The sequence below is a fragment of the Bacillus sp. FSL L8-0167 genome (assembly GCF_038630295.1).
GTDB lineage: Bacteria > Bacillota > Bacilli > Bacillales > Bacillaceae > Bacillus > Bacillus safensis.
Genome location: NZ_CP152027.1, coordinates 2,243,168 through 2,266,118, shown reverse-complemented (window position 1 = coordinate 2,266,118; position 22,951 = coordinate 2,243,168). Strand labels below are relative to the sequence as shown.

At 41.3% G+C, this 22,951-nt stretch carries 31 protein-coding genes, 1 tRNA gene and 1 riboswitch; of the genes, 21 read left to right on the top strand and 11 right to left on the bottom strand.

Translation table 11 applies throughout. The annotated features are described in order from the left end of the window. Nucleotides 1-116: 116 nt before the first annotated feature. Entirely contained in the window at nt 117-290 is a 174-nt protein-coding gene (locus tag MHB66_RS11675) for a DUF2759 domain-containing protein (protein WP_003217333.1), read from the bottom strand. Nucleotides 291-447: 157 nt separating this feature from the next. Between MHB66_RS11675 and MHB66_RS11670 the strand changes: the two genes are divergently transcribed. After that, on the top strand, nt 448-1,086 hold the full coding sequence (locus MHB66_RS11670) for an MBL fold metallo-hydrolase (RefSeq protein WP_046311761.1): 639 nt from the start codon (nt 448-450) through the stop codon (nt 1,084-1,086). A gap of 45 nt (nt 1,087-1,131) precedes the next feature. Here MHB66_RS11670 and MHB66_RS11665 read toward each other — a convergent pair whose 3' ends face one another. After that, nucleotides 1,132-1,374, bottom strand: a complete 243-nt coding sequence (locus MHB66_RS11665) for a DUF2626 domain-containing protein (protein ID WP_003217440.1) — start codon at nt 1,372-1,374, stop codon at nt 1,132-1,134. Nucleotides 1,375-1,586: 212 nt separating this feature from the next. Here MHB66_RS11665 and MHB66_RS11660 point away from each other — a divergent pair, with 212 nt between their 5' ends. Further along, nucleotides 1,587-1,967: a Spx/MgsR family RNA polymerase-binding regulatory protein gene (locus MHB66_RS11660; protein WP_007501232.1), complete on the top strand. Its 381-nt coding sequence runs from the start codon at nt 1,587-1,589 to the stop codon at nt 1,965-1,967. Between the two features lie 55 nt (nt 1,968-2,022). Here MHB66_RS11660 and MHB66_RS11655 read toward each other — a convergent pair. Then, nucleotides 2,023-2,093, bottom strand: a tRNA-Gln gene (locus tag MHB66_RS11655). 97 nt (nt 2,094-2,190) lie between these two features. Between MHB66_RS11655 and MHB66_RS11650 the strand changes: the two genes are divergently transcribed. The 9 genes from MHB66_RS11650 to MHB66_RS11610 all read left to right on the top strand — a co-directional run bounded on the left by MHB66_RS11650 (nt 2,191) and on the right by MHB66_RS11610 (nt 7,455). Next, nucleotides 2,191-3,066 (top strand): STAS domain-containing protein, encoded by an 876-nt coding sequence (locus tag MHB66_RS11650; RefSeq protein WP_024422979.1) that lies wholly within the window; start codon nt 2,191-2,193, stop codon nt 3,064-3,066. Between the two features lie 177 nt (nt 3,067-3,243). Beyond that, nucleotides 3,244-4,314 (top strand): competence type IV pilus ATPase ComGA, encoded by a 1,071-nt coding sequence (gene comGA, locus MHB66_RS11645; protein ID WP_041117979.1) that lies wholly within the window; start codon nt 3,244-3,246, stop codon nt 4,312-4,314. Then, complete coding sequence (comGB, locus tag MHB66_RS11640) at nt 4,295-5,335, top strand: competence type IV pilus assembly protein ComGB (protein WP_046311756.1); 1,041 nt, start codon at nt 4,295-4,297, stop codon at nt 5,333-5,335. The genes comGA and comGB overlap by 20 nt, the downstream gene beginning before the upstream one ends. 16 nt (nt 5,336-5,351) lie before the next feature. Further along, the gene (comGC, locus tag MHB66_RS11635; protein ID WP_024422977.1) at nt 5,352-5,645 is read left to right on the top strand and encodes a competence type IV pilus major pilin ComGC; all 294 of its coding nucleotides are present in this window, start codon (nt 5,352-5,354) and stop codon (nt 5,643-5,645) included. Further along, complete coding sequence (gene comGD / locus MHB66_RS11630; RefSeq protein WP_046311754.1) at nt 5,638-6,084, top strand: competence type IV pilus minor pilin ComGD; 447 nt, start codon at nt 5,638-5,640, stop codon at nt 6,082-6,084. The genes comGC and comGD overlap by 8 nt, the downstream gene beginning before the upstream one ends. Further along, nucleotides 6,068-6,382, top strand: a complete 315-nt coding sequence (gene comGE, locus MHB66_RS11625; protein ID WP_041106865.1) for a competence type IV pilus minor pilin ComGE — start codon at nt 6,068-6,070, stop codon at nt 6,380-6,382. The genes comGD and comGE overlap by 17 nt, the downstream gene beginning before the upstream one ends. Continuing rightward, nucleotides 6,294-6,821: a competence type IV pilus minor pilin ComGF gene (gene comGF, locus MHB66_RS11620; RefSeq protein ID WP_259407219.1), complete on the top strand. Its 528-nt coding sequence runs from the start codon at nt 6,294-6,296 to the stop codon at nt 6,819-6,821. Before comGE ends, comGF begins: the two co-directional genes overlap by 89 nt. After that, entirely contained in the window at nt 6,818-7,201 is a 384-nt protein-coding gene (comGG, locus tag MHB66_RS11615; RefSeq protein ID WP_041117969.1) for a competence type IV pilus minor pilin ComGG, read from the top strand. Before comGF ends, comGG begins: the two co-directional genes overlap by 4 nt. 59 nt (nt 7,202-7,260) lie before the next feature. Further along, nucleotides 7,261-7,455, top strand: coding sequence for a YqzE family protein (locus MHB66_RS11610; protein ID WP_046311750.1), 195 nt, complete (start codon nt 7,261-7,263; stop codon nt 7,453-7,455). 34 nt (nt 7,456-7,489) lie between these two features. On the opposite strand, the gene MHB66_RS11605 is transcribed toward MHB66_RS11610, so the two are convergent. Next, on the bottom strand, nt 7,490-7,768 hold the full coding sequence (locus MHB66_RS11605) for a DUF3889 domain-containing protein (RefSeq protein ID WP_061109527.1): 279 nt from the start codon (nt 7,766-7,768) through the stop codon (nt 7,490-7,492). Nucleotides 7,769-8,067: 299 nt separating this feature from the next. Here MHB66_RS11605 and tapA point away from each other — a divergent pair, with 299 nt between their 5' ends. The 3 genes from tapA to MHB66_RS11590 are packed head-to-tail and all read left to right on the top strand — an operon-like array spanning nt 8,068 to nt 10,078. After that, the gene (gene tapA / locus MHB66_RS11600) at nt 8,068-8,595 is read left to right on the top strand and encodes an amyloid fiber anchoring/assembly protein TapA (RefSeq protein WP_046311747.1); all 528 of its coding nucleotides are present in this window, start codon (nt 8,068-8,070) and stop codon (nt 8,593-8,595) included. A 52-nt stretch (nt 8,596-8,647) separates the two neighbouring features. Then, complete coding sequence (locus MHB66_RS11595) at nt 8,648-9,220, top strand: signal peptidase I (protein ID WP_034280218.1); 573 nt, start codon at nt 8,648-8,650, stop codon at nt 9,218-9,220. Nucleotides 9,221-9,277: 57 nt separating this feature from the next. Further along, a complete protein-coding gene (locus MHB66_RS11590) occupies nt 9,278-10,078 on the top strand; it encodes a TasA family protein (RefSeq protein ID WP_034280222.1) in 801 nt (266 codons plus the stop codon). 67 nt (nt 10,079-10,145) lie between these two features. Here the strand turns inward: MHB66_RS11590 and sinR are convergent, their stop codons facing one another. From sinR to MHB66_RS11570, 4 genes are all read right to left on the bottom strand, one after another. Continuing rightward, nucleotides 10,146-10,481: a transcriptional regulator SinR gene (sinR, locus tag MHB66_RS11585; protein ID WP_024422969.1), complete on the bottom strand. Its 336-nt coding sequence runs from the start codon at nt 10,479-10,481 to the stop codon at nt 10,146-10,148. 33 nt (nt 10,482-10,514) lie between these two features. Then, entirely contained in the window at nt 10,515-10,679 is a 165-nt protein-coding gene (locus MHB66_RS11580; RefSeq protein WP_075623492.1) for an anti-repressor SinI family protein, read from the bottom strand. Between the two features lie 183 nt (nt 10,680-10,862). Next, nucleotides 10,863-11,660 carry a YqhG family protein gene (locus tag MHB66_RS11575; RefSeq protein ID WP_034280228.1) on the bottom strand — a complete coding sequence of 266 codons (798 nt, stop codon included), beginning with the start codon at nt 11,658-11,660 and terminating at the stop codon, nt 10,863-10,865. Between the two features lie 14 nt (nt 11,661-11,674). Further along, the gene (locus tag MHB66_RS11570) at nt 11,675-13,345 is read right to left on the bottom strand and encodes an SNF2-related protein (RefSeq protein ID WP_034280230.1); all 1,671 of its coding nucleotides are present in this window, start codon (nt 13,343-13,345) and stop codon (nt 11,675-11,677) included. Between the two features lie 253 nt (nt 13,346-13,598). Then, nucleotides 13,599-13,705, top strand: a riboswitch (glycine riboswitch). Between the two features lie 201 nt (nt 13,706-13,906). Here MHB66_RS11570 and gcvT point away from each other — a divergent pair. The 3 genes from gcvT to gcvPB are packed head-to-tail and all read left to right on the top strand — an operon-like array spanning nt 13,907 to nt 17,820. After that, nucleotides 13,907-15,004 carry a glycine cleavage system aminomethyltransferase GcvT gene (gene gcvT / locus MHB66_RS11565; protein WP_046311744.1) on the top strand — a complete coding sequence of 366 codons (1,098 nt, stop codon included), beginning with the start codon at nt 13,907-13,909 and terminating at the stop codon, nt 15,002-15,004. 16 nt (nt 15,005-15,020) lie between these two features. Further along, nucleotides 15,021-16,367: an aminomethyl-transferring glycine dehydrogenase subunit GcvPA gene (gene gcvPA, locus MHB66_RS11560; protein ID WP_046311742.1), complete on the top strand. Its 1,347-nt coding sequence runs from the start codon at nt 15,021-15,023 to the stop codon at nt 16,365-16,367. Then, a complete protein-coding gene (gene gcvPB, locus MHB66_RS11555; protein WP_041106844.1) occupies nt 16,360-17,820 on the top strand; it encodes an aminomethyl-transferring glycine dehydrogenase subunit GcvPB in 1,461 nt (486 codons plus the stop codon). The genes gcvPA and gcvPB overlap by 8 nt, the downstream gene beginning before the upstream one ends. A gap of 44 nt (nt 17,821-17,864) precedes the next feature. Here the strand turns inward: gcvPB and MHB66_RS11550 are convergent, their stop codons facing one another. Next, on the bottom strand, nt 17,865-18,245 hold the full coding sequence (locus MHB66_RS11550) for a rhodanese-like domain-containing protein (RefSeq protein WP_024422963.1): 381 nt from the start codon (nt 18,243-18,245) through the stop codon (nt 17,865-17,867). A gap of 219 nt (nt 18,246-18,464) precedes the next feature. Here MHB66_RS11550 and MHB66_RS11545 point away from each other — a divergent pair, with 219 nt between their 5' ends. The 3 genes from MHB66_RS11545 (at nt 18,465) to MHB66_RS11535 (ending at nt 20,801) form a co-directional block, all read left to right on the top strand. Beyond that, a complete protein-coding gene (locus tag MHB66_RS11545) occupies nt 18,465-19,301 on the top strand; it encodes a biotin/lipoate A/B protein ligase family protein (protein WP_034280239.1) in 837 nt (278 codons plus the stop codon). Between the two features lie 85 nt (nt 19,302-19,386). Beyond that, entirely contained in the window at nt 19,387-19,821 is a 435-nt protein-coding gene (gene mntR / locus MHB66_RS11540; protein WP_024422961.1) for a transcriptional regulator MntR, read from the top strand. 104 nt (nt 19,822-19,925) lie between these two features. After that, complete coding sequence (locus MHB66_RS11535; RefSeq protein ID WP_024422960.1) at nt 19,926-20,801, top strand: patatin-like phospholipase family protein; 876 nt, start codon at nt 19,926-19,928, stop codon at nt 20,799-20,801. On the opposite strand, the gene MHB66_RS11530 is transcribed toward MHB66_RS11535, so the two are convergent. Together MHB66_RS11530 and MHB66_RS11525 are read right to left on the bottom strand one after the other, a co-directional pair. Continuing rightward, nucleotides 20,798-21,193 (bottom strand): SA1362 family protein, encoded by a 396-nt coding sequence (locus tag MHB66_RS11530; protein WP_034280242.1) that lies wholly within the window; start codon nt 21,191-21,193, stop codon nt 20,798-20,800. The two genes, MHB66_RS11535 and MHB66_RS11530, sit on opposite strands and share 4 nt — an antisense overlap. A gap of 38 nt (nt 21,194-21,231) precedes the next feature. Further along, nucleotides 21,232-22,188: a DUF1385 domain-containing protein gene (locus MHB66_RS11525; RefSeq protein WP_041117957.1), complete on the bottom strand. Its 957-nt coding sequence runs from the start codon at nt 22,186-22,188 to the stop codon at nt 21,232-21,234. 223 nt (nt 22,189-22,411) lie between these two features. Here MHB66_RS11525 and MHB66_RS11520 point away from each other — a divergent pair, with 223 nt between their 5' ends. Further along, nucleotides 22,412-22,939 carry a YqhR family membrane protein gene (locus MHB66_RS11520; RefSeq protein ID WP_034280245.1) on the top strand — a complete coding sequence of 176 codons (528 nt, stop codon included), beginning with the start codon at nt 22,412-22,414 and terminating at the stop codon, nt 22,937-22,939. The last annotated feature ends 12 nt before the right edge of the window (nt 22,940-22,951 follow it).

Below are 22,951 nucleotides of genomic sequence, written 5' to 3'. Positions count from 1 at the left end.
TCGCCCTTCCTAGGGCTGCAAAGGTTTTCTATCACGCTGAAATGAAGACAAAGGGCTAAAATAAAGATCATTTTAGCCCTTTGTCAACAGTCTGAAAGCCTGCTATAAGCAGGCTTTTAATGTGCGGTTGGATAACCGCTATAGATGATGGTCATGACAGTGAACCATCCAAAAACCAAAAATGTAGCGCCTGCAAAAGCGATGGCAAGTACGTTCACTTTTTTTAGTGAGCGATAGATGCCGAGCGCAGCTAAAATCGTGACTAGACCAAAAATAATGACGAGCATCATGTGAAAGTCCCCCTTTGTCATCAATCCCCTTGATTTCCTTTCTTTTCATTTTAACCGTTTTCATAAAGCTTGTCGAGTAGATTCCAGTTGACGATTGTTTGAATTTTTATTGAATAGCCTTCATAATAAAAAAGAATGAATAAAGTAGGTGATGAAAATGAATTGGAGAAGAATGCCACTAGGCTATGTACAAGCGAACGCATATATTTGGAAAAATGAGCAGGGAGAATGCTTAATTTTTGATCCAGGCGGTGAAGCGCAAAAGCTGATTTCCTATGTAAAAGAAAAACAGCTTACACCGCTTGCTGTCTTATTGACACATGCTCATTTTGATCATATTGGCGCGTCAGATGAGGTGCGCGAAGAGTGGGGAGTGCCGCTGTATGTACACGAAAATGAAAAAGAATGGCTCACGAACGCTGAATTAAACGGTTCAGCTCGATTGATTGGGAATGGAATTACGGTCAAAGAAGCTGAAAAATTGATTACGTCAGAAGGAACGCTTCAAATTGGGTCGTTTACATTAGAAATGTTCCATACACCAGGGCATTCACCTGGCAGTGTGTCTTACTATTCGGCGGAAGAGGGATTTGTTATTTCTGGTGACACGCTATTTGAAGGCGGCATCGGGAGAACAGATTTAGTAGGCGGCAGTCAGGAAGTGCTGCTACAATCAATCCATCAAAAATTATTGTCATTGCCAGAATCAACTCTTGTTTTAAGCGGACATGGCGGGGAAACGACTGTGCTGACGGAGCAGGAGCAAAATCCGTTTATTAATGGATTTTCTCTTTAAACGTATGAAAAAAAGCATCTCTTTTTATAGAGATGCTTTTTTCAATTAATGTCCGGTACCGGGAACCATGATGAAAATCGAATAATATGTAAATCCGGCAAAGAAAATCGTCAAGTACGCTCCGAAAATGTAAATATACATTCTTTCGGATAAATTCAAGTAGGATAAAAATACAAAAAGAACGGTTTGACCGAAGAATAACAGCGATGCATCTTTCATATGTCCTAAATAGAACATGACAGCAAAAATACCCGTCCAAAAGCCAAGCACGCGGAACATGCGATTCATTTCTTTCCCTCCCCATAAAAACCCCTTTGATTCATATTATAGCTGATCATCACTTGTTATGTAAACATTTACATTTTTGACATCATGTGAACAATTTATTTTGAATGCAGAAAAAATTTTTTTGAAAAAATGATGAAAAAGTGTTTATGCCGAAAAACATGAGGGTACTTACTCCATAAGAGAAAAGGTTAACGACCTAAGGAGGAAGACTAATGAGTGACATTACTTTTTATTCATACCCGAGCTGCACGTCTTGCCGCAAAACAAAACATTGGTTAAAGGCGAATCAAATTGATTTTAAAGAGCGTCACCTTTTCAGAGAAACGCCAACACTAGATGAATTAAAAAAGATTCTTTCTTTAACAACAGAGGGAATGGATGAAATTTTAGCCACACGAAGTCAGGCTTTTAAAAGCTTAAATTTAAATATTAATGACTTAAAAGTAAACGAGGTCTTACAGCTTCTCATTGAAAAACCAAAGCTGCTCCGGAGACCAATCATCATTGATGGGAATAAATTAGTGGTCGGCTATAATCCCGGAGAACTTATGAAAATATCAAAGAAGAAAGCGATTCATCAATCGGTATCCTAATAAAAAACGAAGATCAGCTGAAACAAGCTTCAGCCGTCTTCGTTTTTGTGCTGAACTGGGCTAGCTGGGTTCGAACCAACGATCACGGAGTCAAAGTCCATTGCCTTACCACTTGGCTATAGCCCAATATCAAACGTGTAATGTTATTGTTCACCATCTGCGGTCATTTATACATAAAAGTTGTATGTCACGAGTTTTAGTGAAAAAGGAGCGAAAGAAATAAATGAAAAATGAAAAATCAAAGCAATTATACGAATTTATCCTAAAAGAAGCCCCTGTCATGACCGAAGAATGGCTAAAAACAAGAACAGAAGAAGGCTCATTATATTCTAAACATGCTTCAGAGGAAACGGAAAAGAAGCTGAAGGAACAGAACACAGCGTTTATTCAAACCATTGCAGCCACGCTTGTGACACTGTCTGACAAAGTAGAAAACCATTTGAAAAAGTGGTCTGTTGATATTGCACGTGATCGAGCAGTGCACGAGGTGCCGTTATATGAAATCATTGGACAGTTTAAGATTTTCCGCCACATTTTCTGTTCGAGAATTGAGACATTCACCCAAGAAACAGAGCTTGAAGTGACGCTGCAAGATGTGTGTCAGTGGAATCAGCACTTTCACGCCACATTTGATGACATGATTGAGCGTTTATCAGAAGAATATGACCGCGTGACACTTAGTCAGCTGAATGCACAAAGAGAGATGATTCAAGAGCTAAGTGCCCCAGTTATTCCAGTATCAAAGGAAATTGGGATTTTGCCGCTGATTGGGGAAATCGATACGTACCGGGCCAAAATCATTCTGGAGTCCGTACTAGAACAGGCTTCAAGACTGCGTCTAACACACTTATTTATTGATATTTCTGGTGTTCCCGTTGTTGATACGATGGTGGCTTATCAGCTGTTTAAAGTGGTCGATAGTGCGAAGCTGCTAGGAATTGAGACGATTATTTCAGGCATCCGCCCAGAGATCGCTCAAACTGTAGTGAAACTCGGCATTGATTTCTCAAAAGTAAATACTGAGCATAGCCTTGCAAAAGCGTTAGAAAAAAGAGGATTTCGTATCTTTGAAGAGCAGCCGCAAGAAGCCACATCATGACCAAAAAACCTGTACTTGTAAAAGTCAGGTTTTTTTATATGCTCTTTTCTAAAAAATGATGTAATGCATCGTGAGTTGAGGGTTTTCATCATTGTTTAGTCATTAAAATCATAAATTGCTCTTTTGTCATTCACGTTCCGCCATTCTACAATGTGATCAGAGAAAGGAGTGATCCACTTGTATGGGATTGAATATTTAAGGCAAGAGCTGCTAGAAGAAGCATGCCGCATGAGGGCTTCTGATGTGCATATTGTGCCAAAAGAAAAGGAAGCTTCGGTGTCATTTCGTGTTGATTCAGATTTAATCCAGCAGCGAACCATTGATAAAAAAAGCGGAGAGAGGCTTATTGCACATTTTAAGTTTTTATCTTCTATGGATATCGGGGAAAAAAGGAGGCCGCAAAATGGCTCACTAGCTGTGATGCTAAGAAACGGTCAAGTGTTTATTCGGATGTCTACCTTGCCGACAGTGAATGATGAGAGCTTAGTGATTAGAATTTTACCGCAGGATCATGTTCCGAAAATAAAACATCTATCATTATTTCCGAAAGCCTCAGCCAGATTATTATCCTTTTTAAACCACTCGCATGGACTCATTTTATTTACTGGGCCAACAAATTCAGGGAAAACAACAACACTATATTCATTGATTCAGTTTGCAAAAAAGAATTTTAACCGAAATATTATTACCCTTGAAGATCCTGTCGAAACAAGGAATGAAGAAGTGCTGCAGGTTCAAGTGAATGAAAAAGCCGGCATCACGTATGCCGCTGGATTACGCGCTATTTTAAGACATGATCCAGATGTGATTGTGCTAGGAGAAATAAGAGATGCTGAAACGGCCAGAACGGCGATTAGAGCAGCACTGACAGGCCATTTAGTATTGAGTACGCTCCATGCAAAAAATGCAAAAGGAGCCCTTTACCGCATGCTTGAATTTGGTGTGACGATGAATGAACTTGAACAAACAATGGTTGCGATTGCTGCCCAGCGATTAATCGAGCTCACCTGTCCTTTTTGCGGAGAAAGATGTCAGCTTTACTGTAAATTAAATCGACCGATCAGACGAACAAATGTATTTGAGCTGCTGTTCGGAAAAGAGCTTGGTGAGTGTATCAAGGAGGCTAAAGGAGAATATGCTCACTCGTCATATGAAACACTGCAAAGATTAATTCGTAAAGGAGTGGCACTCGGCTATTTATCAAAAAACACTTACCATCGCTGGGTTTATGAAGAAGCGAGCCTCTAAAGTATGGTCTAAAAAGGATCAAGCTGAATGCCTATCAAAACTGGCTCAATTAATTCAGGCTGGATATACATTGATTGAGGCATTAGTGATGGTGAATATCCAGTTATCAAAACAACAGCGGCAGCAATTAAAACTAGGTATTCAGTGGCTGCACGAAGGCGAGCCTTTTTATGTAGTGCTGGAGAGACTCCATTTTCAGAGGGAAGTCATCGCTATACTATGTTTTTCTGAGAAGCATGGCAGTCTAGCCCGTGCTTTAGAACAAAGCGCCCGTTTTTTAGAGAAAAAAATCAAACAGTTAGACACGTTTAAACGTATGTTACGTTACCCGCTTTTCCTCATCTTCACGGTTTTGGTCGTGCTGGTACTCGTTCAGCAAATGATCATTCCTCAATTTTCTGTTTTGTACTCATCGATGGATACCCGCATGTCTTGGCTGATTCAAGGGATGTTCGGACTATTTCAATTCCTTCATGCTTTTCTGCTCATCACTAGTTGTCTGTGTATCTGTCTTATTGGATATTATGCTGTTTTTTTTAGGAAAAAGTCGACCCTTGAGAAATTGAGGGTGATGAGTAAGCTGCCTTATTTATATAAAGGGATGCAGCTGATGCATACGTACCTTTTTTCTCTTCAGCTCAGCGGACTGCTTCAGGCTGGGTTATCGATGTACGAAGGTTTGCAAGCTTTTAAACAGCAAAGCTACCTGCCTTTTCTTCAAGAAATAGGTGAACAAATGATGGAAGAGTTAAGAAAAGGAGAAAGCATGGCCCATCAAGTAAGCGTGTCTCCTTTTTTCGAAAAACATTTTGCAGCCATTATCAAACATGGTGAAGCCAGCGGAATGCTTGCGAGAGAAATGTACACGTACAGCCAATTTCTATTAGAGAATGCAGAGCTAAAAATTGAAAAATGGATTTCTTGGCTGCAGCCAGTTATTTATGGGATAACAGCACTTCTTATACTCATCGTGTATTTATCTATTCTTTTACCAATGTATCAACTAATGGAGCAAGTGTAAGAAGGAGGACAGAGACATGAATGATAAAGGATTTACCCTGTTAGAAATGTTAATAGTCATGCTTGTAATATCCATTCTTTTACTCATTACCATACCGAATATTACACGTCATCACCAAGCTATTCAGGCAAAGGGCTGTGAAGGGCTTAAATCAATGGTCAGCACACAAGTGATGGCATATGAATTGGAGCATGATGGGAAGACGCCATCTTTAGCTGAATTAGAAAAAGAAGGTTATGTCAAAAAAGGATTAACTTGTCCTAATGGAAAAGCGATTGTCATTCAAAACGGCAACGTGAAGCATGAATAAATTATTTTTACATGAGAAGGGTTTTACCCTGTTTGAACAGCTGATGATCTTACTTGTTTTATCGATTGTATTGTCGATCATGGGAGGGAAAATCCCTAATATAATAGAAAACGCTGAAGCAAAAAGGCAAGTAAACATCATGAAACAAGATCTTCAATTGGCATCATATACTGCATTTATCAAAAAAACACGTGTGCATGTTGAGATCCATCCGCCGCATGTATCTTATCAGGTAATAGATCAAAAGAGTAACGAAGTCATTGCTTCTTATCAGCATAAAAAGGGCAGCATCAAAACTTCTACATTCTCGCAAGGTATCTATTTTAATGCAAAGGGACATCCAAGCAGCGGTGGATCTCTCATTGTCGAATTTGGCAGTCAATCGTATAAACTGACGATTTATTTAGGAAGCGGGCGAATTCATGTTCAAAAACAATAGAGGATTTAGTACGTTTGAGACGCTGTTTGCCTGTCATCTCTTTCTATTTGCTGCCCTAGTGCTCATGCCAGCCTATGAAAAACTCATGATGGGGAAAAAGGAAGTGAGAGCCAAGCTTGAAGCTTATCAGGTTTTACATGAACAGATGAATGAAGCGTTCATAAATGGGACAACATCTTCCATCAAAAAGAAGAGAGGCGAGATCACATATGTTTTCAATTGGCGTAAACAGAAGGGATGTGTTTCATACAAAGTACAAAAAAAAGAGACCATATGCTTTCGGCATGTGGAGCGATGACAAAGCTTTTACCCTTTTACAAGCTTTGTGGCAGCTGCAGCTATTTCTATTTCTTTCTTTTGGCTGTGGGCTGATCTTTTCAGCAGCTGAGAAAGCTCGTCCATTTGAAGACATCAATCGATTTTCCCAAATGGAATGGAAACAGACTGTCCTGCAATTAGATGAGGAATTAAGTCGTGCAGAAGCTGTCAAATCAGTGAAAGGAGGAAAAGTGTTAGAGTATATTTCTGATCAAGGGCGAGTGGTAACAATTGAGCCATACCAAGAAATGCTTCGAAAACGAACGGATCAGGCTGGACATCTTCCTTTATTGCACAAGGTGAAACAATTTCACGTGAGAACGAGTCAGCATAGAGCGATTCTAAAAGTCACAGATGGATCTGGTAAAGTGTATGAAGCCGTTTTTTTCACATATAAAGGAGTGGTTCGTAAATCGTGAAAAGGGAGGAAGGGTTTATCTATCCGCATGTACTTGCGGCGATTTTATTTTTTCTCTTGATCCTAGGGGCGATAACGATGGGGTTTCAAAAAGAACTGAAAAGTGCAGAGCTTACGATTTCTTTTTATAAAAAACAGCAGCTTTTTAGGGTGGGTGTGAGTGAAGCTGCCAGCACAGTAGAACGTATTTGTGCGGAACAGAAAACCCATATTGATACTGAAGAAGGCCGTGTGACATTGAAGCGGATGAAATGCGATCTTAAGAAAAAACTTGTCCTTGTTTTGGTGAAGGTGAAAACAAAAGATGGTTTATCCGATGAGCGTGAACTGATGCTGGATTGGAAGACCGGTGAAATCATGAGATGGGCAAATCCTGATTAGCCAGTGTATAAAATCATCCTCTTCCTGGTAAGACTTGAAGGAAGAAGAGGTGAAAGTGCTTGAAAACAAATGACTATGTAAAATATATGACGCAGGAAATCATTAAATATATGAATACACCACGTGACGAACGGAAGGAACACAAACAAGAAAAAATAGAAACGAAACCGCCGTTTTCACAGCGTTTATTTGGGGTTCTGCCGTTTGGCTTATCCATGATGCTTAAAAAACGCCAGCGCCATCAACGAAAGTAAAAAGCCGCCCAGCAGGCGGTTTTTCTATGCCGTTTTAGCTGTATTCCTCCACAACAATCACTTTATTCACCTTGTTTGAGTAAGGATTATAGGAAATGGTGACAAACACCCCAAATTCCTTTGTATGGTCTTTTAAGGTAATATGATACTGCTTCACAGATTCCTTATCGCGGTGGCGGTCCCATACTTTTTGTTTAAATAATACTTGCGTTAGCGGGTATCTTTTTTTTGCTTCTTTGACTGCCCGCGTTTCCCATTGATCTGCGGCGGCAGTCAAACCTCTCGCATCAACGGGTTTGAACTCTAGCATCATAGGACTCAGCAGTAAACTGAGCATGATTATGATTTTTCCATATTGCACTTAACATCACCTCACCTCTTCATATCCTGACCAAATCCTACATTTTTATGTAAGTTTTAAGAAGTACAAATGTCACACAAAAAAATATTGAATATGGTGAAAAAATGAGAAAATGGGAGAATTTTCTCGTAATGGTTCTTGTTTAAGAACAAAATGGACTAATTTGACGTTTTGGGTTTTATAGGTATTTCCTTATACTGTATATAATCGTTCTTTTTAAAGAACATAAGTTCAAGGAGTTGAAGGAATGAATGAAACAGTCGCTCTTTGTACTCTTTTGTGCCATTTGTTTGATTTTGACGTCTTCCATCATGACACCAACAAATGCTTCTTTTAACGATGTCGAGCACAAAAACTTTGTCATGAAAACATGTGAAAATTTTGAACAGACAGATCAGCATTGTCAGCCTAAAAAATGGGATGAAAGTCAATTGGAGCTTATCGATCAAACGATGATCGAAGGAACAGTCTGCGCACCTCAAAAACTGAGCATGACACTAAAAAATAGTGGACAGCCTATTGCGCACTCTGAATGGAAGTGGGAATTACATAAAATAGGAAATGATCAGAAGCCATTACAAGATGGTCATATTCTTGAAAAGGGCTCCATAAAGTCCCTGTTGTCGCAAGAAACAGCGACTGTCACGTCAGATAAAGCAAAAACAAATGGAAGCTATGCATTTAAAATCTATTATCCTAAAGGGTTTGGCGCATCTGATCAGGCGTACTTTTGGTCTAAACCGATGGTGCTCTCAAAGTGTCAAGAAAAGGCGTCCTGAATGGAGCTGTCTTTTAAAGTGAAAAAATGATAGGCGAAGGGGAGAAGGGGTTATGAAAAAATGGATGAAGATGTCTGGGAGTATTCTTTATGTGATGGTGTTCACGGTAATGATAGCCTCTATTATTGTCGTGTTGTCATCAAGAACAACAGGAGGAGAACCTCAGATCTTCGGTTATCAATTGAAGCAAGTATTATCAGGTTCGATGGAACCAGAATTTTCAGCTGGGTCACTGATTGTCGTAAAACAGGTCGCCTCACCTGAGACGCTCAAAAAAGGAGATATTATTACGTTTCAAACAAAGCAGGATCAGTCCTTTGTGACCCACCGCATTGTTGGGGTGAAGGGAAAGGGTGCATATAAAGCGTTTGAGACGAAGGGTGACAACAATATGTATCAGGACGGCACGCTGGTAAAAGCGGATCAGGTAACTGCGCAGTATATGGGAGTGAACATTCCTTATGCGGGTAAGCTTCTTTCGTATGCAGGGACATCTGCTGGAACTGCTTTACTCCTTATCATACCAGGTGTCATGCTGCTCGTTTATTCAACCATTCATTTTGTGGGCGCAGCGAAACATCGTAGACACACGGCTGATGTACATATGAAAGAGGAACAAGCTTAAATCGTTTGTAACCTAATCAGGTTTCAATAAAACAATAAATTAGGGGGTTTATTATTCATGGCAATGAAGAAATCAATTCGTTTAGGTGTATTATCAGGGGCTTTAGGTCTTGCATTAATTGGCGGGGGAACATGGGCGGCGTTTAATGATATTGAAAAGGCAAACGCGGTCTACTCGACAGGAGAGCTGGATTTATCTGCTAAAGAGAACTCCGGCGCCATCAACCTTGCGAACTTAAAACCTGGTGATCGGATCAAGAAAGAATTTCATTTTGATAATAAGGGATCATTAGCGATAAACCAAGTGCTGATGAGTCTTGATTATAGCCAGTTTACAGATGGATCTTCCGCGAAGAATGGCGGTAAAAATACAGCTGAAGAATTTCTCAGCCAGTTTCAGGTGAGTGTTCTTACGGTTGGAGCCGAAGGTGGAAATGGTTATCCGAAAAATATTATTTTAGACCATGCAAACCTGCTTGACTTGCATCAATTAACGTCAAAACAGGATCAGACCGCATTTGAAAAGCTTCGTCATGCCGTCGATGAGAAGTTTTTACATGAAAGTGGGAAAATTAATGTAGCAACTGTTGATGGAACAGTGGCTCCAGAGTATGACGGCATTCCAAAGAATCCGTTTGATTACGATAAAGTGGAAATGATCATTGAATTTATCAATGACCAGACGAAGGATAAAGCTGGTCACTATATCCAAAATAAATACCAAGGCGATGCGATTCAAATTGATCTTTCCTTCGAAGCGACTCAGTGGAATGGTTTAACGATCAATCCAAAAAAGCATACGGATGAAAAAGGCTACGTGAAAGAAAACGAAAAAGCACACAGCGAAGATAAAAAATAAAGCCAGTCTTTAGGCTGATATCAAGGTCTGCATAGCAATTGGAGGAGTATGCGCTAAAACGTGCGCTTTACTCCTCTTCTTGCTTTTTTCTCCAGATTTGATAATCTAAAAATTCACGAAATTGCTTTTTCGAAACCCCTGATGTCATTGCATCTCGAACTAGTTTTTCCCATTCACTATCTAATTGACCATCGTATTCGGTTTCATCTTTTTCGTTTAAAAGTGTATGAACCGAGACGTCCAGAACAGCGGAGACTTTTTCAAGAAATTGAATGGAGGGGTTTGTTTGCAAGTTTCTTTCTATTGAGCTTAAATAAGACTTCGCTACCCCAGCCTTTTCGGCCAGTTCTGATAGTGAGTAGCCTTTTTCATTGCGGTATTGTTTAATACGCTGGCCAATCAATGTCATCACCTTCCTTTCGATATTATAGCACATTCAGAAAGGTTTGATAGAATGACTTCTTACCAGAGGGGGAGACTCAGAGGACTTTTCATTTGATTTGAGGAAATGACGGACTTCTTCAACTGTTAGTCCTGCCTTGCGAGCTTCGCGTAATAATTGAATCCATTCACTGTCTAATTTGTTCGTTTTCTTTTCCATACAAATACCCTCCTAAAATACTGAATCATGTATTTCAGGCACTTAACGCATGAAAGGGAAAGACATAGGTGGTAAGACCTCATAGTTTGCTTGCGTCATGTTTCCGCCCAATACAAACAGACAAACTTAGCTTTAGACTGATCGAAAATTGTATGTCACATAAAAGGGGAGGGGGACCATGAGTCAACCTCCTCTTTTTTGCTGTAAGTAAAAAAGTCCGCCATTTTCAATCGTTAGACTGATTTTTGGTTCATATAAAGTTTTAAGTGCTTGTCTTTCTATTTCATATTCTACAGATGTGTCTGAAGTCCCTTCATAAAATTGGTTTAAAAGTTCGGAGTCTTCCTTCCATTTTTGAACGGCTCGCACTGCCCAGTCATCTGGCTCTTCATGGGCATAACGCTCCATGAGGCTGTAGAGCCGTTTGATTCCGCTTTCTGGCTTAATCATTGTACTCATCGTAAAGCAATAATCGGGAATTTGAGATGACAGCTCACGAGCTTCCAGCTTCTCTTGAAATTGTTCAATGACTTCTCCTCGAATGAGATGAAGGCCTAATGATAAAAGCTTATCCTTCTTCCGGTCTGCCAGATAAGAGATTTTTACATTGAGACCAAGCCATGGCTCAAGGGCGATCTGGTTGTTCGTGAGCGGGCTGACTCGTTCATACAGCCGGATAAAACGGCCCTGCTCTTTGACCGCCTCAAATATTTGAAATAACCGTGGGGAGCCGAAATGGATAAATTCACCACTGGTCGTATCACCCGCTTTTTTTTGATCTGTGATGAATGTCAACTGCCGCGGTTCAGGTACACCGCCAGTTTTTTCAAGCCAGTGCCAATAAAAAGGACGGTTCATAATTAATTTATCCATTTCGATTGTCAGCTGTACGGTCATATGTCCTGCACTTTCTTCTAATATGCTGCATTGATTCGCCTTGAAAAAACGGAGAAGAAAGGTGTGAATGTCATGCTGCTCCATTGATCAACTCTCCTTTATGAGCCCTGCTGTCTTTTTTCTAAAAGTGGTGTTTGTGCTTCAGTTAAATAAGAAGCAAACTGGGTTAATTTCTTTTTCATGTCTCCGCCTGATTCATGCTGGAAGAGGATTTGATGCAACTTTGTTTCGACATCTTCAATATCAATTCTCGTTAAAATATCATCTAAATCGCCTATGACGTTTTCAAACAGCTGAATTTTCTCATATAAAAGCTTTAAAATATGCTCTTCAACTGTTCCGTTTGTTGACATATTGTAAATGTGCACATCCCGCTCTTGGCCAAGGCGGTGGATACGTCCAATTCTCTGTTCTAAACGCATCGGGTTCCACGGGAGGTCGTAGTTGATGATTTGGTTACAAAACTGAAGGTTGATCCCTTCGCCGCCAGCTTCTGTCGCAATTAACACTTGCGCCCGTTCTCTGAATAAATCTTTCATCCAATCTTTTTTGCCCCGCTTAAAGCCGCCCCGAAATGGCACAGAGCTGATGCCATTTTGCTGTAGAAACCATTGTAAATAAATTTGTGTGGCGCGGTATTCGGTGAAAATAATGACCTTCTCATTTAACTGCTGAATGAGTTTGACCACTTCAAGCGCCTTTGAGTTTTGCTCCACTTGATTGATTTTCTCCATGATTTGCGTTATAGCAGAAGATCCGAGAATATGCTTTTCTTCTTCCTGCATTTTTTTAATCGTCATATAAACTGCTTCACGGCTTGAACAGCATTCTCGTTCCAAGGTCATAATGGAAAACATATGCTTTGTATAAGACGGATTCTCTTTTAGCTTGCAGATTTCATCATACAATGCTTGTTCTGTCGGAGAGAAATCAATGGAAATCGTTTTGACATGCCGTTTTGTCCACTCGATGCCTGTGTCTTGTCTTCGGTTTCGAATCATCACTTTATTGACGAGCTGTTTTAATCGGTCATGGTCTTCAAGCTGCAAGTCCTTTTTGGCAAAGAGATCTTTAAATTGATGTTCATTCCCTAGGTGGCCTGGCTTCAGAAGGGAAACGAGATTAAATATTTCTCCGATCCGGTTTTGAATAGGTGTCGCTGTCAGCAGCAGGCAGAACTTCTTATTCAGGTTTCTCACAAATTCATAGTTTTTCGTTTTATTGTTTTTCAGTTTGTGTGCTTCATCGATAATGACCATATCGTACGCAATCGATAAAATCGTGTCTCGATGCGGCTGTCTTTTGGCTGTGTCAATGGAGGAAACCACAACGTCACACTGCTCCCACACATAGCTCTTTTTTTGTTCAACAGCATCAATATAAAATTTCGTCCGCAGCTCCTGTACCCACTGAGACACAAGGGAGGCGGGGACGAGAATGAGAATCTTTTTGGCAAGTCCACGAATCATGTATTCTTTGATAATGAGTCCTGCTTCTACGGTTTTTCCAAGTCCCACTTCATCTGCTAGAATGGCTTTCCCATTCATTTCTTCTACGACTCTTCTGGCTACTTCGAGCTGGTGCTTTAAAGGTGTGAATGCAGGCAGGTGCGCGGGAGCTTGCAGCCCCTCGAATGAATCAATGGCTGTGACTTTTTGAACCTGCGTCGCTAAACGATACATATCCCAGTTCGCCCAGGGGCCGTCTGCTGAAAGCCGCTGCTGAAATTCATTTGCCCATTCCTGATCAAAAATCGTTTGAATATTCAATGTGGTCGCCTGCCTTTCTTTCTAGTAGGGTCTGATAAAATTGTTCTGTTTTTAAACGCTTCATTTTTTAAGAGGTCTCTAAAAGACTAGATATATGAATAAAAGCGAACGATATCGAAAGGTTGTTTTAAAAATGTTAATGATTTTTCTGTTGCTCTTCATCCAATTCTAATGGTAGGATGTTGATAAGTGATCTAGAAAATAAGTCACCCATTTTGATAGTATGTCCAATAAATGTGAAAAATATGAGCGGATGATGGTATGGGGAGAGACTTGGCGGTTATTTTGCACTGGCAGGCGCCGAAGGAGCAAGCTGAATGATTCAGTGAATCTCTCAGGCAAAAGTACTCTTACCGGACGCAACTCTGGAGAGTGTTTGCTTAAGGGTTTTAGCAAACCACCAAAGGGGAAAACGCACAAGGATATTGTGCTGTAAACTTTCAGGTGCAAGGACAGAGACTTCTTTTTGATAAAAGGGAGCGCTCTGTCCTTTTTTGCTGTGATTTTTTTCTGAAAATTCAGCTTGCATTTGCACTGTAAGAAAAAAGGGGGAAACGATTGATGTTGAAACGAACACCGCTTTTTCATGCGTATGAAACGTTTGGCGCAAAAACCATTGACTTCGGGGGCTGGGAATTACCTGTCCAATTTTCTTCCATTAAAGAAGAACATGAAGCTGTTCGAACAAAAGCAGGGCTTTTTGATGTGTCTCACATGGGTGAGGTGGACGTCAAAGGTCAAGATGCCCTTCCATTTTTACAAAGGTTATTAACCAATGATGTGTCTAAGCTGACAGACGGTAAGGCACTATATACAGCGATGTGTTATGAAGATGGCGGAACGGTAGATGACCTGCTCGTCTACCAAAAAGAAAAGAATCACTATTTACTTGTCATCAATGCATCAAATATCGATAAAGACGTGGATTGGCTATTGAAGCACCAAGAGAAGGATGATGTATTGATCAAAAATATTTCTGATCAAACCGCCTTGCTAGCGCTTCAAGGACCTCTTGCAGCTGACATCATCAAAGAGGTGGCAGATGAAGAGGTGACATCGCTTAAGCCATTTACGTTTTTATCAAAAGCTGAGGTCGCAAATAAAGAAGTGCTCGTTTCCAGAACAGGCTACACAGGTGAAGACGGCTTTGAAATCTACTGCCAGTCAGAAGATGCGGTCCACCTTTGGTCAGCTTTATTAGAAGCGGGGCAGCCAAAAGGACTCATTCCATGCGGACTCGGTGCACGTGACACCTTGAGATTTGAAGCAAGACTTCCGCTTTATGGCCAGGAGCTGACAAAGGATATCTCTCCATTAGAAGGCGGCATTGGTTTTGCTGTCAAAACGGATAAAGAAGCTGATTTTATCGGAAAAGCTGCACTTAAAAAACAAAAAGAAGAGGGACTGAAACGAAAGCTTGTCGGCATTGAAATGATCGATAAAGGGATACCGCGTACAGATTATCCAGTCTTTTCAGGAGAAAAGCAGGTTGGGATTGTGACAACGGGCACTCAATCCCCAACATTAAAGAAAAATGTCGGGCTTGCTTTGATCGAAACCTCAGTGGCGGAGCTTGGGGCAGAGGTGGAAGTACAAGTTCGCAAAAAACGTCTAAAAGCCAAAATCGTCGCAACACCATTTTATAAAAGAGCCAAATAACGAGGGGGAATAGAGGATGAAGCACAGGTATTTGCCGCAAACAGAGCAAGATCAAAAAGAAATGCTGGATGTCATCGGCGTTCAGTCGATTGATGAGCTTTTTTCAGATATCCCAGAGAAAGTTAGATTCAAAGGAGCATACAACATCAAAGAAGCCGCATCTGAAACAGCGCTTGTCAGGGAATTATCCCGACTAGCTGCAAAGAATAAGGATACAGTTTCCTATGCATCGTTTCTTGGTGCAGGTGTATATGATCATTATCAGCCTGTCATTGTCGATCATGTGATCTCACGCTCTGAATTTTATACTGCGTATACACCTTATCAGCCGGAGATTTCGCAAGGTGAATTGCAAGCGATCTTTGAATTTCAAACAATGATTGCTGAGCTGACGGGTATGGATCTTGCCAACTCCTCGATGTATGATGGCGGGACGGCACTTGCTGAAGCGGCAATGCTCGCTGCGGGACATACAAAGAAGAAAAAAGTGGTTGTTTCTGAAACGGTTCACCCTGAATCAAGAGCGGTGCTGAAAACATACGCCAAAGGACAAAACATTGAAGTTGTTGAAGTGCCTGCGAAAAAAGGGCAGACAGATCTAGCTGCATTGGAAAAGACGGTCTGCGATGATACAGCAGCAGTTCTCGTGCAATATCCAAACTTTTTTGGTGTAGTCGAGCCGTTAAAAGACATTGAACCCATTGCACATAAAGGAAAAAGCCTGTTCATTGTCTCTAGCAATCCCCTCGCACTCGGACTATTGACGCCTCCTGGAAAACTCGGGGCAGATATTGTCGTTGGTGATGCGCAGCCGTTCGGCATCCCGGCTGCATTTGGCGGACCTCACTGCGGATATTTCGCCGTGACGAAAAAGTTGATGAGAAAAGTGCCAGGTCGTTTAGTCGGGCAGACAGAAGATGAAAATGGTGTTCGTGGATTTGTCCTGACCCTTCAAGCGCGTGAACAGCACATTCGAAGAGATAAAGCGACATCAAATATTTGCTCAAACCAAGCATTAAATGCATTAGCTGCTTCTGTTGCCATGACGGCACTAGGGAAAACAGGCATAAAAGATATCGCCTATCAAAACGTGCAAAAAGCCCATTATGCCAAGACGCAGGCAGAAAAATATGGACTGCAGGCGGATGTAGAAGGAGCTCATTTCAATGAATTTGTGATCAAGTTACAGGAGCCTGTGAAAGAAGCCAATAAACGATTGCTTGAAAAAGGAATCATCGGCGGCTACGACTTGGGGCTAGACTACCCAGAGCTTCAGCAGCACATGCTTGTAGCCGTGACAGAGCTAAGAACAAAAGAAGAAATTGATACGTTTATCAAGGAATTGGGGGATCGCCATGAATAAACAAGATCAGCCGCTTATTTTTGAATTATCTAAAGAAGGAAGAATTGGGTACAGCCTGCCTGATTTAGATGTACCTGAACAGGAGATCCCGTCTTTATTTGATGAGACGTACATCCGTGATGAGGATGCTGAGCTTCCTGAAGTATCTGAGCTTGATATTATGCGTCATTATACAGCATTATCAAGACGCAATCATGGGGTTGATTCCGGATTTTATCCTCTTGGCTCATGCACGATGAAATATAATCCAAAGATTAATGAAAAGGTTGCACGGCTTGCAGGGTTCTCACAGGTTCATCCGCTACAAGAGGCAGACACTGTGCAAGGTGCATTAGAATTACTATACGATTTAGGTGAACATCTTGAAGAAATTACGGGAATGGACGCTGTGACATTACAGCCTGCGGCAGGAGCACATGGCGAGTGGACGGGACTCATGATGATCCGTGCGTATCATGAAGCAAGGGGAGATCATCAGCGTACAAAAGTCATTGTGCCTGATTCTGCTCATGGAACGAACCCGGCATCTGCGACAGTCGCTGGATTTGAAACCATTACCGTCGCATCTGACGAAAACGGGCTTGTTGATTTAGAAGATTTACGCCGCGTTGTTAATGAAGAAACAGCTGCTTTAATGCTTACAAACCCGAATACACTAGGCCTCTTTGAAGAAAATATTTTAGAAATGGCTGAAATCGTTCACGGAGCGGGCGGTAAGCTTTATTATGACGGAGCCAACTTGAACGCTGTTTTAAGCAGAGCAAGACCAGGAGATATGGGATTTGATGTTGTCCACTTAAATCTTCATAAAACCTTTACAGGCCCGCACGGAGGCGGAGGTCCTGGCTCAGGTCCTGTTGGCGTTAAAAAGGAATTAATTCCTTATTTGCCAAAGCCAGTGCTTGTGAAGAAGGAAGGCCGTTTTTACTTTGATCATGACCGTCCAGAATCAATTGGGCGCGTGAAGCCATTCTATGGCAACTTTGGCATTAACGTCAGAGCTTATGCGTACATCCGCTCTATGGGGCCAGACGGTTTAAAGGCTGTAACCGATAATGCCGTGTTAAATGCGAACTATATGATGCGCCGCTTAAGTGCTCATTATGATTTGCCGTTTGATCGTCACTGTAAGCATGAATTTGTCCTTTCAGGTAAACGTCAGAAAAAATTAGGTGTGCGGACACTGGATATTGCCAAACGATTACTTGATTTCGGCTACCATCCGCCAACGATCTACTTCCCGCTCAATGTAGAGGAATGTATCATGATTGAACCGACTGAAACAGAATCAAAAGAAACACTTGATGCATTCATCGAAGCAATGATTCAGATAGCGAAAGAAGCAGAAGAGAATCCTGAAGTGGTGCAGGAAGCGCCTCATACAACGGTTGTCAAACGTATGGATGAAACAAAGGCCGCACGGAATCCAGTTCTCGTTTTTGAAAGAAAATAAAGAAAAAAGACTCAGGGGGAATCATGCTCCCAGAGTCTTTTTAGTTAGTTCTTCGTTTTAATGCGGCCGCCCCATTTTTTAAAACCGCCTTTTAAATTATAAATCTCACGGCAGCCGTTTTTACGTAAAGTTTGAGCTGCTTTTCCGCTTCTAAAATTATTTTGACAATAGAGATAAACAGGCTTGTCAGGACGTATTTCATTTTTGCGCTGCTTTAGCTGGGAAAGGGGGATATTTCTTGCCCCTAAAATATGTCCGCCTTCAAACTCATTTGGCTCTCTCACATCAATGAGCTGGGCTTTGCGGTAACCTTTAATAAATTCTTCTTCCGTCAGCGTTTTCATAATGCGCTGCTGATAAATGTAGCTGCCGATGGAATAAAGAACGAAAAGTCCACAAAGTGAGAGGACGATATAGTTGAATATTGACAATACAACTCGACTCCTTCTTGAGCATCAGCACAGTAGCCTGTCTGATGGTACGTTTTAGACAAATACTATTATAGTAAAGCATAAGAAACTTGTCATCATAAATGGTAAGAATTATTTTCAATTCCGTCCCTATTTGATAGACTGATGAAGAGAGAAAACCGGTGGTCACCACCATCATCTAACATTGACTACGTAAAAGAGAAGGGATTTTATATGCAAAAAGAGAAATGGTGTTTCATTGATTCAGGAAACCAAGACCCTGCCTTTAACATGGCAATGGACGAAGCCTTGCTTTATTGGCATAGCGAGAAGCTCATCCCGCCTGTTATCCGCTTTTATGGATGGGATCCGGCGACATTATCTGTTGGGTATTTTCAGAACGTTGAAAAAGAAATCAACCTAGAAGCCGTCAAGCGATATGGTCTTGGATTTGTCCGCAGACCAACCGGAGGACGGGGAGTACTTCATGACCAGGAGCTGACCTACAGCGTGATTGTGTCAGAGGAACATCCAGAAATGCCAGCGACGGTGACAGAGGCGTACCGCGTTATTTCAGAAGGCATTTTAGAGGGCTTTAAAGAGCTGGGACTCGATGCGTATTTTGCCATTCCTCGTACAGATAAAGAAAAGGAAAGCTTAAAGAACCCAAGATCATCTGTATGCTTTGATGCCCCTTCTTGGTACGAGCTTGTTGTAGAAGGCAGAAAGGTAGCGGGCAGTGCTCAGACGAGACAAAAAGGTGTCATTCTCCAGCATGGATCTATTTTAATTGACCTTGATGAGGACAAATTGTTCGATTTGTTCCTTTATCCAAACGACCGGGTGAGAGAGCGGATGCAGCGAAGCTTTAAAAACAAAGCGGTTGCCATCAATGAAATCTCAGACCGAACATGTACAATAGACGATGCGCGTGCTGCGTTTAAAAGAGGGTTTGAAAAAGGATTAAATATTGAGCTTGAACCTTATGAGCTGACAGATGAAGAATTAGCGTTTGTCCATCATCTCGCCAAAACGAAATATGCCTCAGATGATTGGAATTACAAGCGTTAAGCCGATGGACACTCCTTGTTTTTTAATGAACGATGGTGTAGAATTGGGTTGATTATTAAGTAAAGGTGCATTATGGAGGGGTTTTATGACTACACCTAGTATGGAAGATTACATTGAACAAATTTATATGCTGATAGAAGATAAAGGATATGCCAGAGTCTCTGATATTGCAGAAGCACTCGCTGTCCATCCCTCCTCTGTAACAAAAATGGTTCAGAAGCTAGATAAAGATGAATACCTCATTTATGAGAAGTATCGTGGTCTAATTTTAACCCCGAAAGGCAAAAAAATTGGAAAACGTCTCGTATACAGACATGAACTGCTAGAGCAATTTTTAAGAATCATTGGTGTAGATGAAGAGAAAATTTATGATGATGTAGAAGGCATTGAACATCATCTCAGCTGGAACAGCATTGACCGCATCGGCGATCTCGTTCAATTTTTTGAAGAAAACGATGAGCGATCTGTTCAGCTGAAAGCGATTCAAAAGAAAAACGAACAAACAAATCAAGAATCTTAATCAAAAAGGACACCCTCAGCATGGGTGTCCTTTTTGATTAAAGTTCTAATTGAAAGCAAAAGCTCCTACACTATTATTAGCGTGAAATCAAAGGGGGCTCCTTGATGAAGATAGATGGTGTGTTCTCAGGTGGAGGCATTAAGGGGGCAGCGCTTGCAGGTGCCTATGAAGCGCTTGAAGCGAGAGGATTTCAATTTGTCCGTCTTGCTGGTACAAGTGCTGGAGCAATCATTGCTTCACTCATCGCAGCAGGTTTTACAAGCCAGGAAATTCGCACGCTTTTAGACGAAATGGATGAGCATCAATTGCTTGATAGGAGATGTCAATTCATCCCGTTTAAAATGCTCAGGTGGGTATCCATTTACTGGCGTCTCGGTCTTTATAAAGGAGACCGGCTGGAAAAATGGCTGACCGATGTGCTAAAACGAAAAGGGGTCACCGTGTTTGGAGACCTCAAAAAAGATTCGCTGAAAATCGTTGCGTCCGATTTAACGAATGGAAAAATCCTTGTGCTGCCAGACGACCTTCCTTCATACGGCTTAAATCCAGAGCGGTTTTCCGTTGCGAGGGCCATTCGAATGAGCTGCAGCCTGCCGTATTTTTTCGAACCTGTCAAACTGAAGTCATCAAAAGGCATTTGTACCATTGTAGATGGAGGAGTGCTGAGCAATTTTCCAATATGGCTGTTTGCTGAAGAGAAAAAAAGACCGTTCGTCGGTGTCACATTAACGCCAAACGAAAAAGAACGCCCTCAACACTCCATCCGCAATGCGTTTGAACTGTTTGGCGCTCTTTTTGAAACGATGCGTGGTGCTCATGACGAAAGACATATCGCCACAAAACACGAACGTCATATTATTTTTATTCCTGTAGAACACGTCATTGCCACTGATTTTCAACTCATGACAGAAAAGAAAAAGGCGCTCGTCGATCTAGGCAGACAGAAGGCCGAGCAATTTTTAAAAAGCTGGACATTTTAAAATAAGGCGCGATTCTTCTTTTTGTTTTTCTTGCCTTCAATCACAGTCAAATGTGTTTGGCTTTTCTTTTTGAGAAGGACGGGCTTAGACTTGTGGTCAGTCGGCACGCTTCGCAGATGAGTGACCCGATTTTTCATCTGGCTTTTCGTTTTTGGTTTAGGCTGCTGGTAGCGACGTTTTGATTGTTTGACTGCTTTACGATAAAGATTTCCCTCTGTTCCAGTTCTTCGATTCATCAGCCATCTAAATAGGAAAAATAGAGCCGCTCCAACGATCACAACAGACAGCAGCATGGTAAAAAGTCTGCCTGGGTTCGTTGTGAGTAAGTACACAAACCCCAAAACACCTAAAGCGAAAATAATGGTAAAAGCAGGATGTACTCGGCGATTCATAACTGTCCACCTCCGAAGGAATTTACCGGATTTATAAGTTAGATCACTTGATGAGCAGAATCTGACGCTTGTTTCAGTGACGCTTCCTCTAAACGAAGAAGTTCATTAAAACTTGCAATGGCTACCTCGACTTGATCGTCAGAAGGTTCTTTTGTTGTGAGCAATTGCAGCCAAAGGCCAGGATAGCCAAGCACTTTAAGCACAGGCACTTCTCGGAGTTTGTTCGTGAGCTGAAGCACTTCAAATGAAATGCCCAGAACAACCGGAATAAGTGCCAAGCGGTTCAGAACTCTCACCCATAAAGGATCTGTCGGTACGAGTAAATAGACGAACATCCCGACAATGACAGTGAATAAAATAAAGCTGCTGCCGCATCGATAATGCAGGCGGGATTGCTTTTGGACATTTTCCACTGTGATGTCAAGGTTCTGTTCATAGCAGTTTATGACTTTATGTTCTGCCCCATGATATTGAAATACTCTTTTAATTAAAGGGGTCATGGAAATAAAGTAAATATAGCCTAATAAAAGGATCAATTTGAAGAATGTTTCCACTGCGATTTGTGCGAAATTCCCTGAAAAGATGGGGCGCACAAGCTCTGCTAAAAAGACAGGTACCAGGGTAAAGACAAATTTACTAAAGAGTAGAGAGAGAACTCCGATCACAGCAATGCCGAAGATCATGGATAATTTCGAGCCTTTTTGTTCTTTTTCAAGAGTATGATCTTCAGAAGGATCTAAGTCATATCGCTCACTGGAGAAGTTTAAGTGCTTACTGCCGTTTGCGCTTGCTTCAACAAGTGCAGCAACACCCCTGACAAAGGGGATTTTCTTGAGAAAGGCGGTTCGTTTATTGGAGGTCCGGGGAAGCTTCAAAAACTCAATGGACTGGTCCTTTCGCCGAATCGCTGTCACATAGTTCTTCTTACCACCGAACATGACACCTTCGACAACTGCCTGCCCTCCATAAGCTGGAGGTTTTGTTTGATTGGACATATTTCATCAACCTGCCTGTTTCCTGTAATTTACATGCATTTCCTTATACCTTTATTGTACAGGAAATGAGGGGAAATCACTAGCTCACAGGTCGATTATCTACTAGAATTCTATCTACCTCTTTTTAGCCAGTATACCCTGTTTTAAAAATTTTACACTCACGCATGGAAATCCTTTTTTTTCATGACATTTTGGACATACTACTTGCTGGAGGTGTTCACAAATGAAACGTGATGAAAAGAAAAACCAAGAAGAAAAAAATCAGTCCGTGCAAACGACATCACTTGTGGCAAGAGCGGCTGCTACAGGCTTTGTCGGCGGTGTTTTTTGGGGCTTTATCGGGTTTCTGACCCATGTGTTTCATTTTTCAGAGGTGAGTCCCAATATGCTGCTTCAGCCATTTGTGCTTGGAGAATGGAAAAAGGGAGGACTTGGTACTTTTATCAGTATTGTGCTGTTAGGAATTTTATCGATTGGAGCCGCCTTTATTTATTTTGGGCTTTTAAAAAGGATCAAAGGCTTTTGGATGGGTTTAGTATATGGCGGGCTTTTATGGCTGCTCGTTTTTTACGTATTTAATCCCATTTTCCCAGATGTAAAGCAAGTACAAGAGTTGCAGCAAAGCACCATTGTCACGACATTTTGCCTATATATTTTATACGGCATGTTTGTCGGGTACAGCATTTCGTTTGAATATAATGAATTGACGAGTCAGAAGCTTGCGAGGGCACTCGGGAAAAAGACAGAATAAAGTGTAAATCAC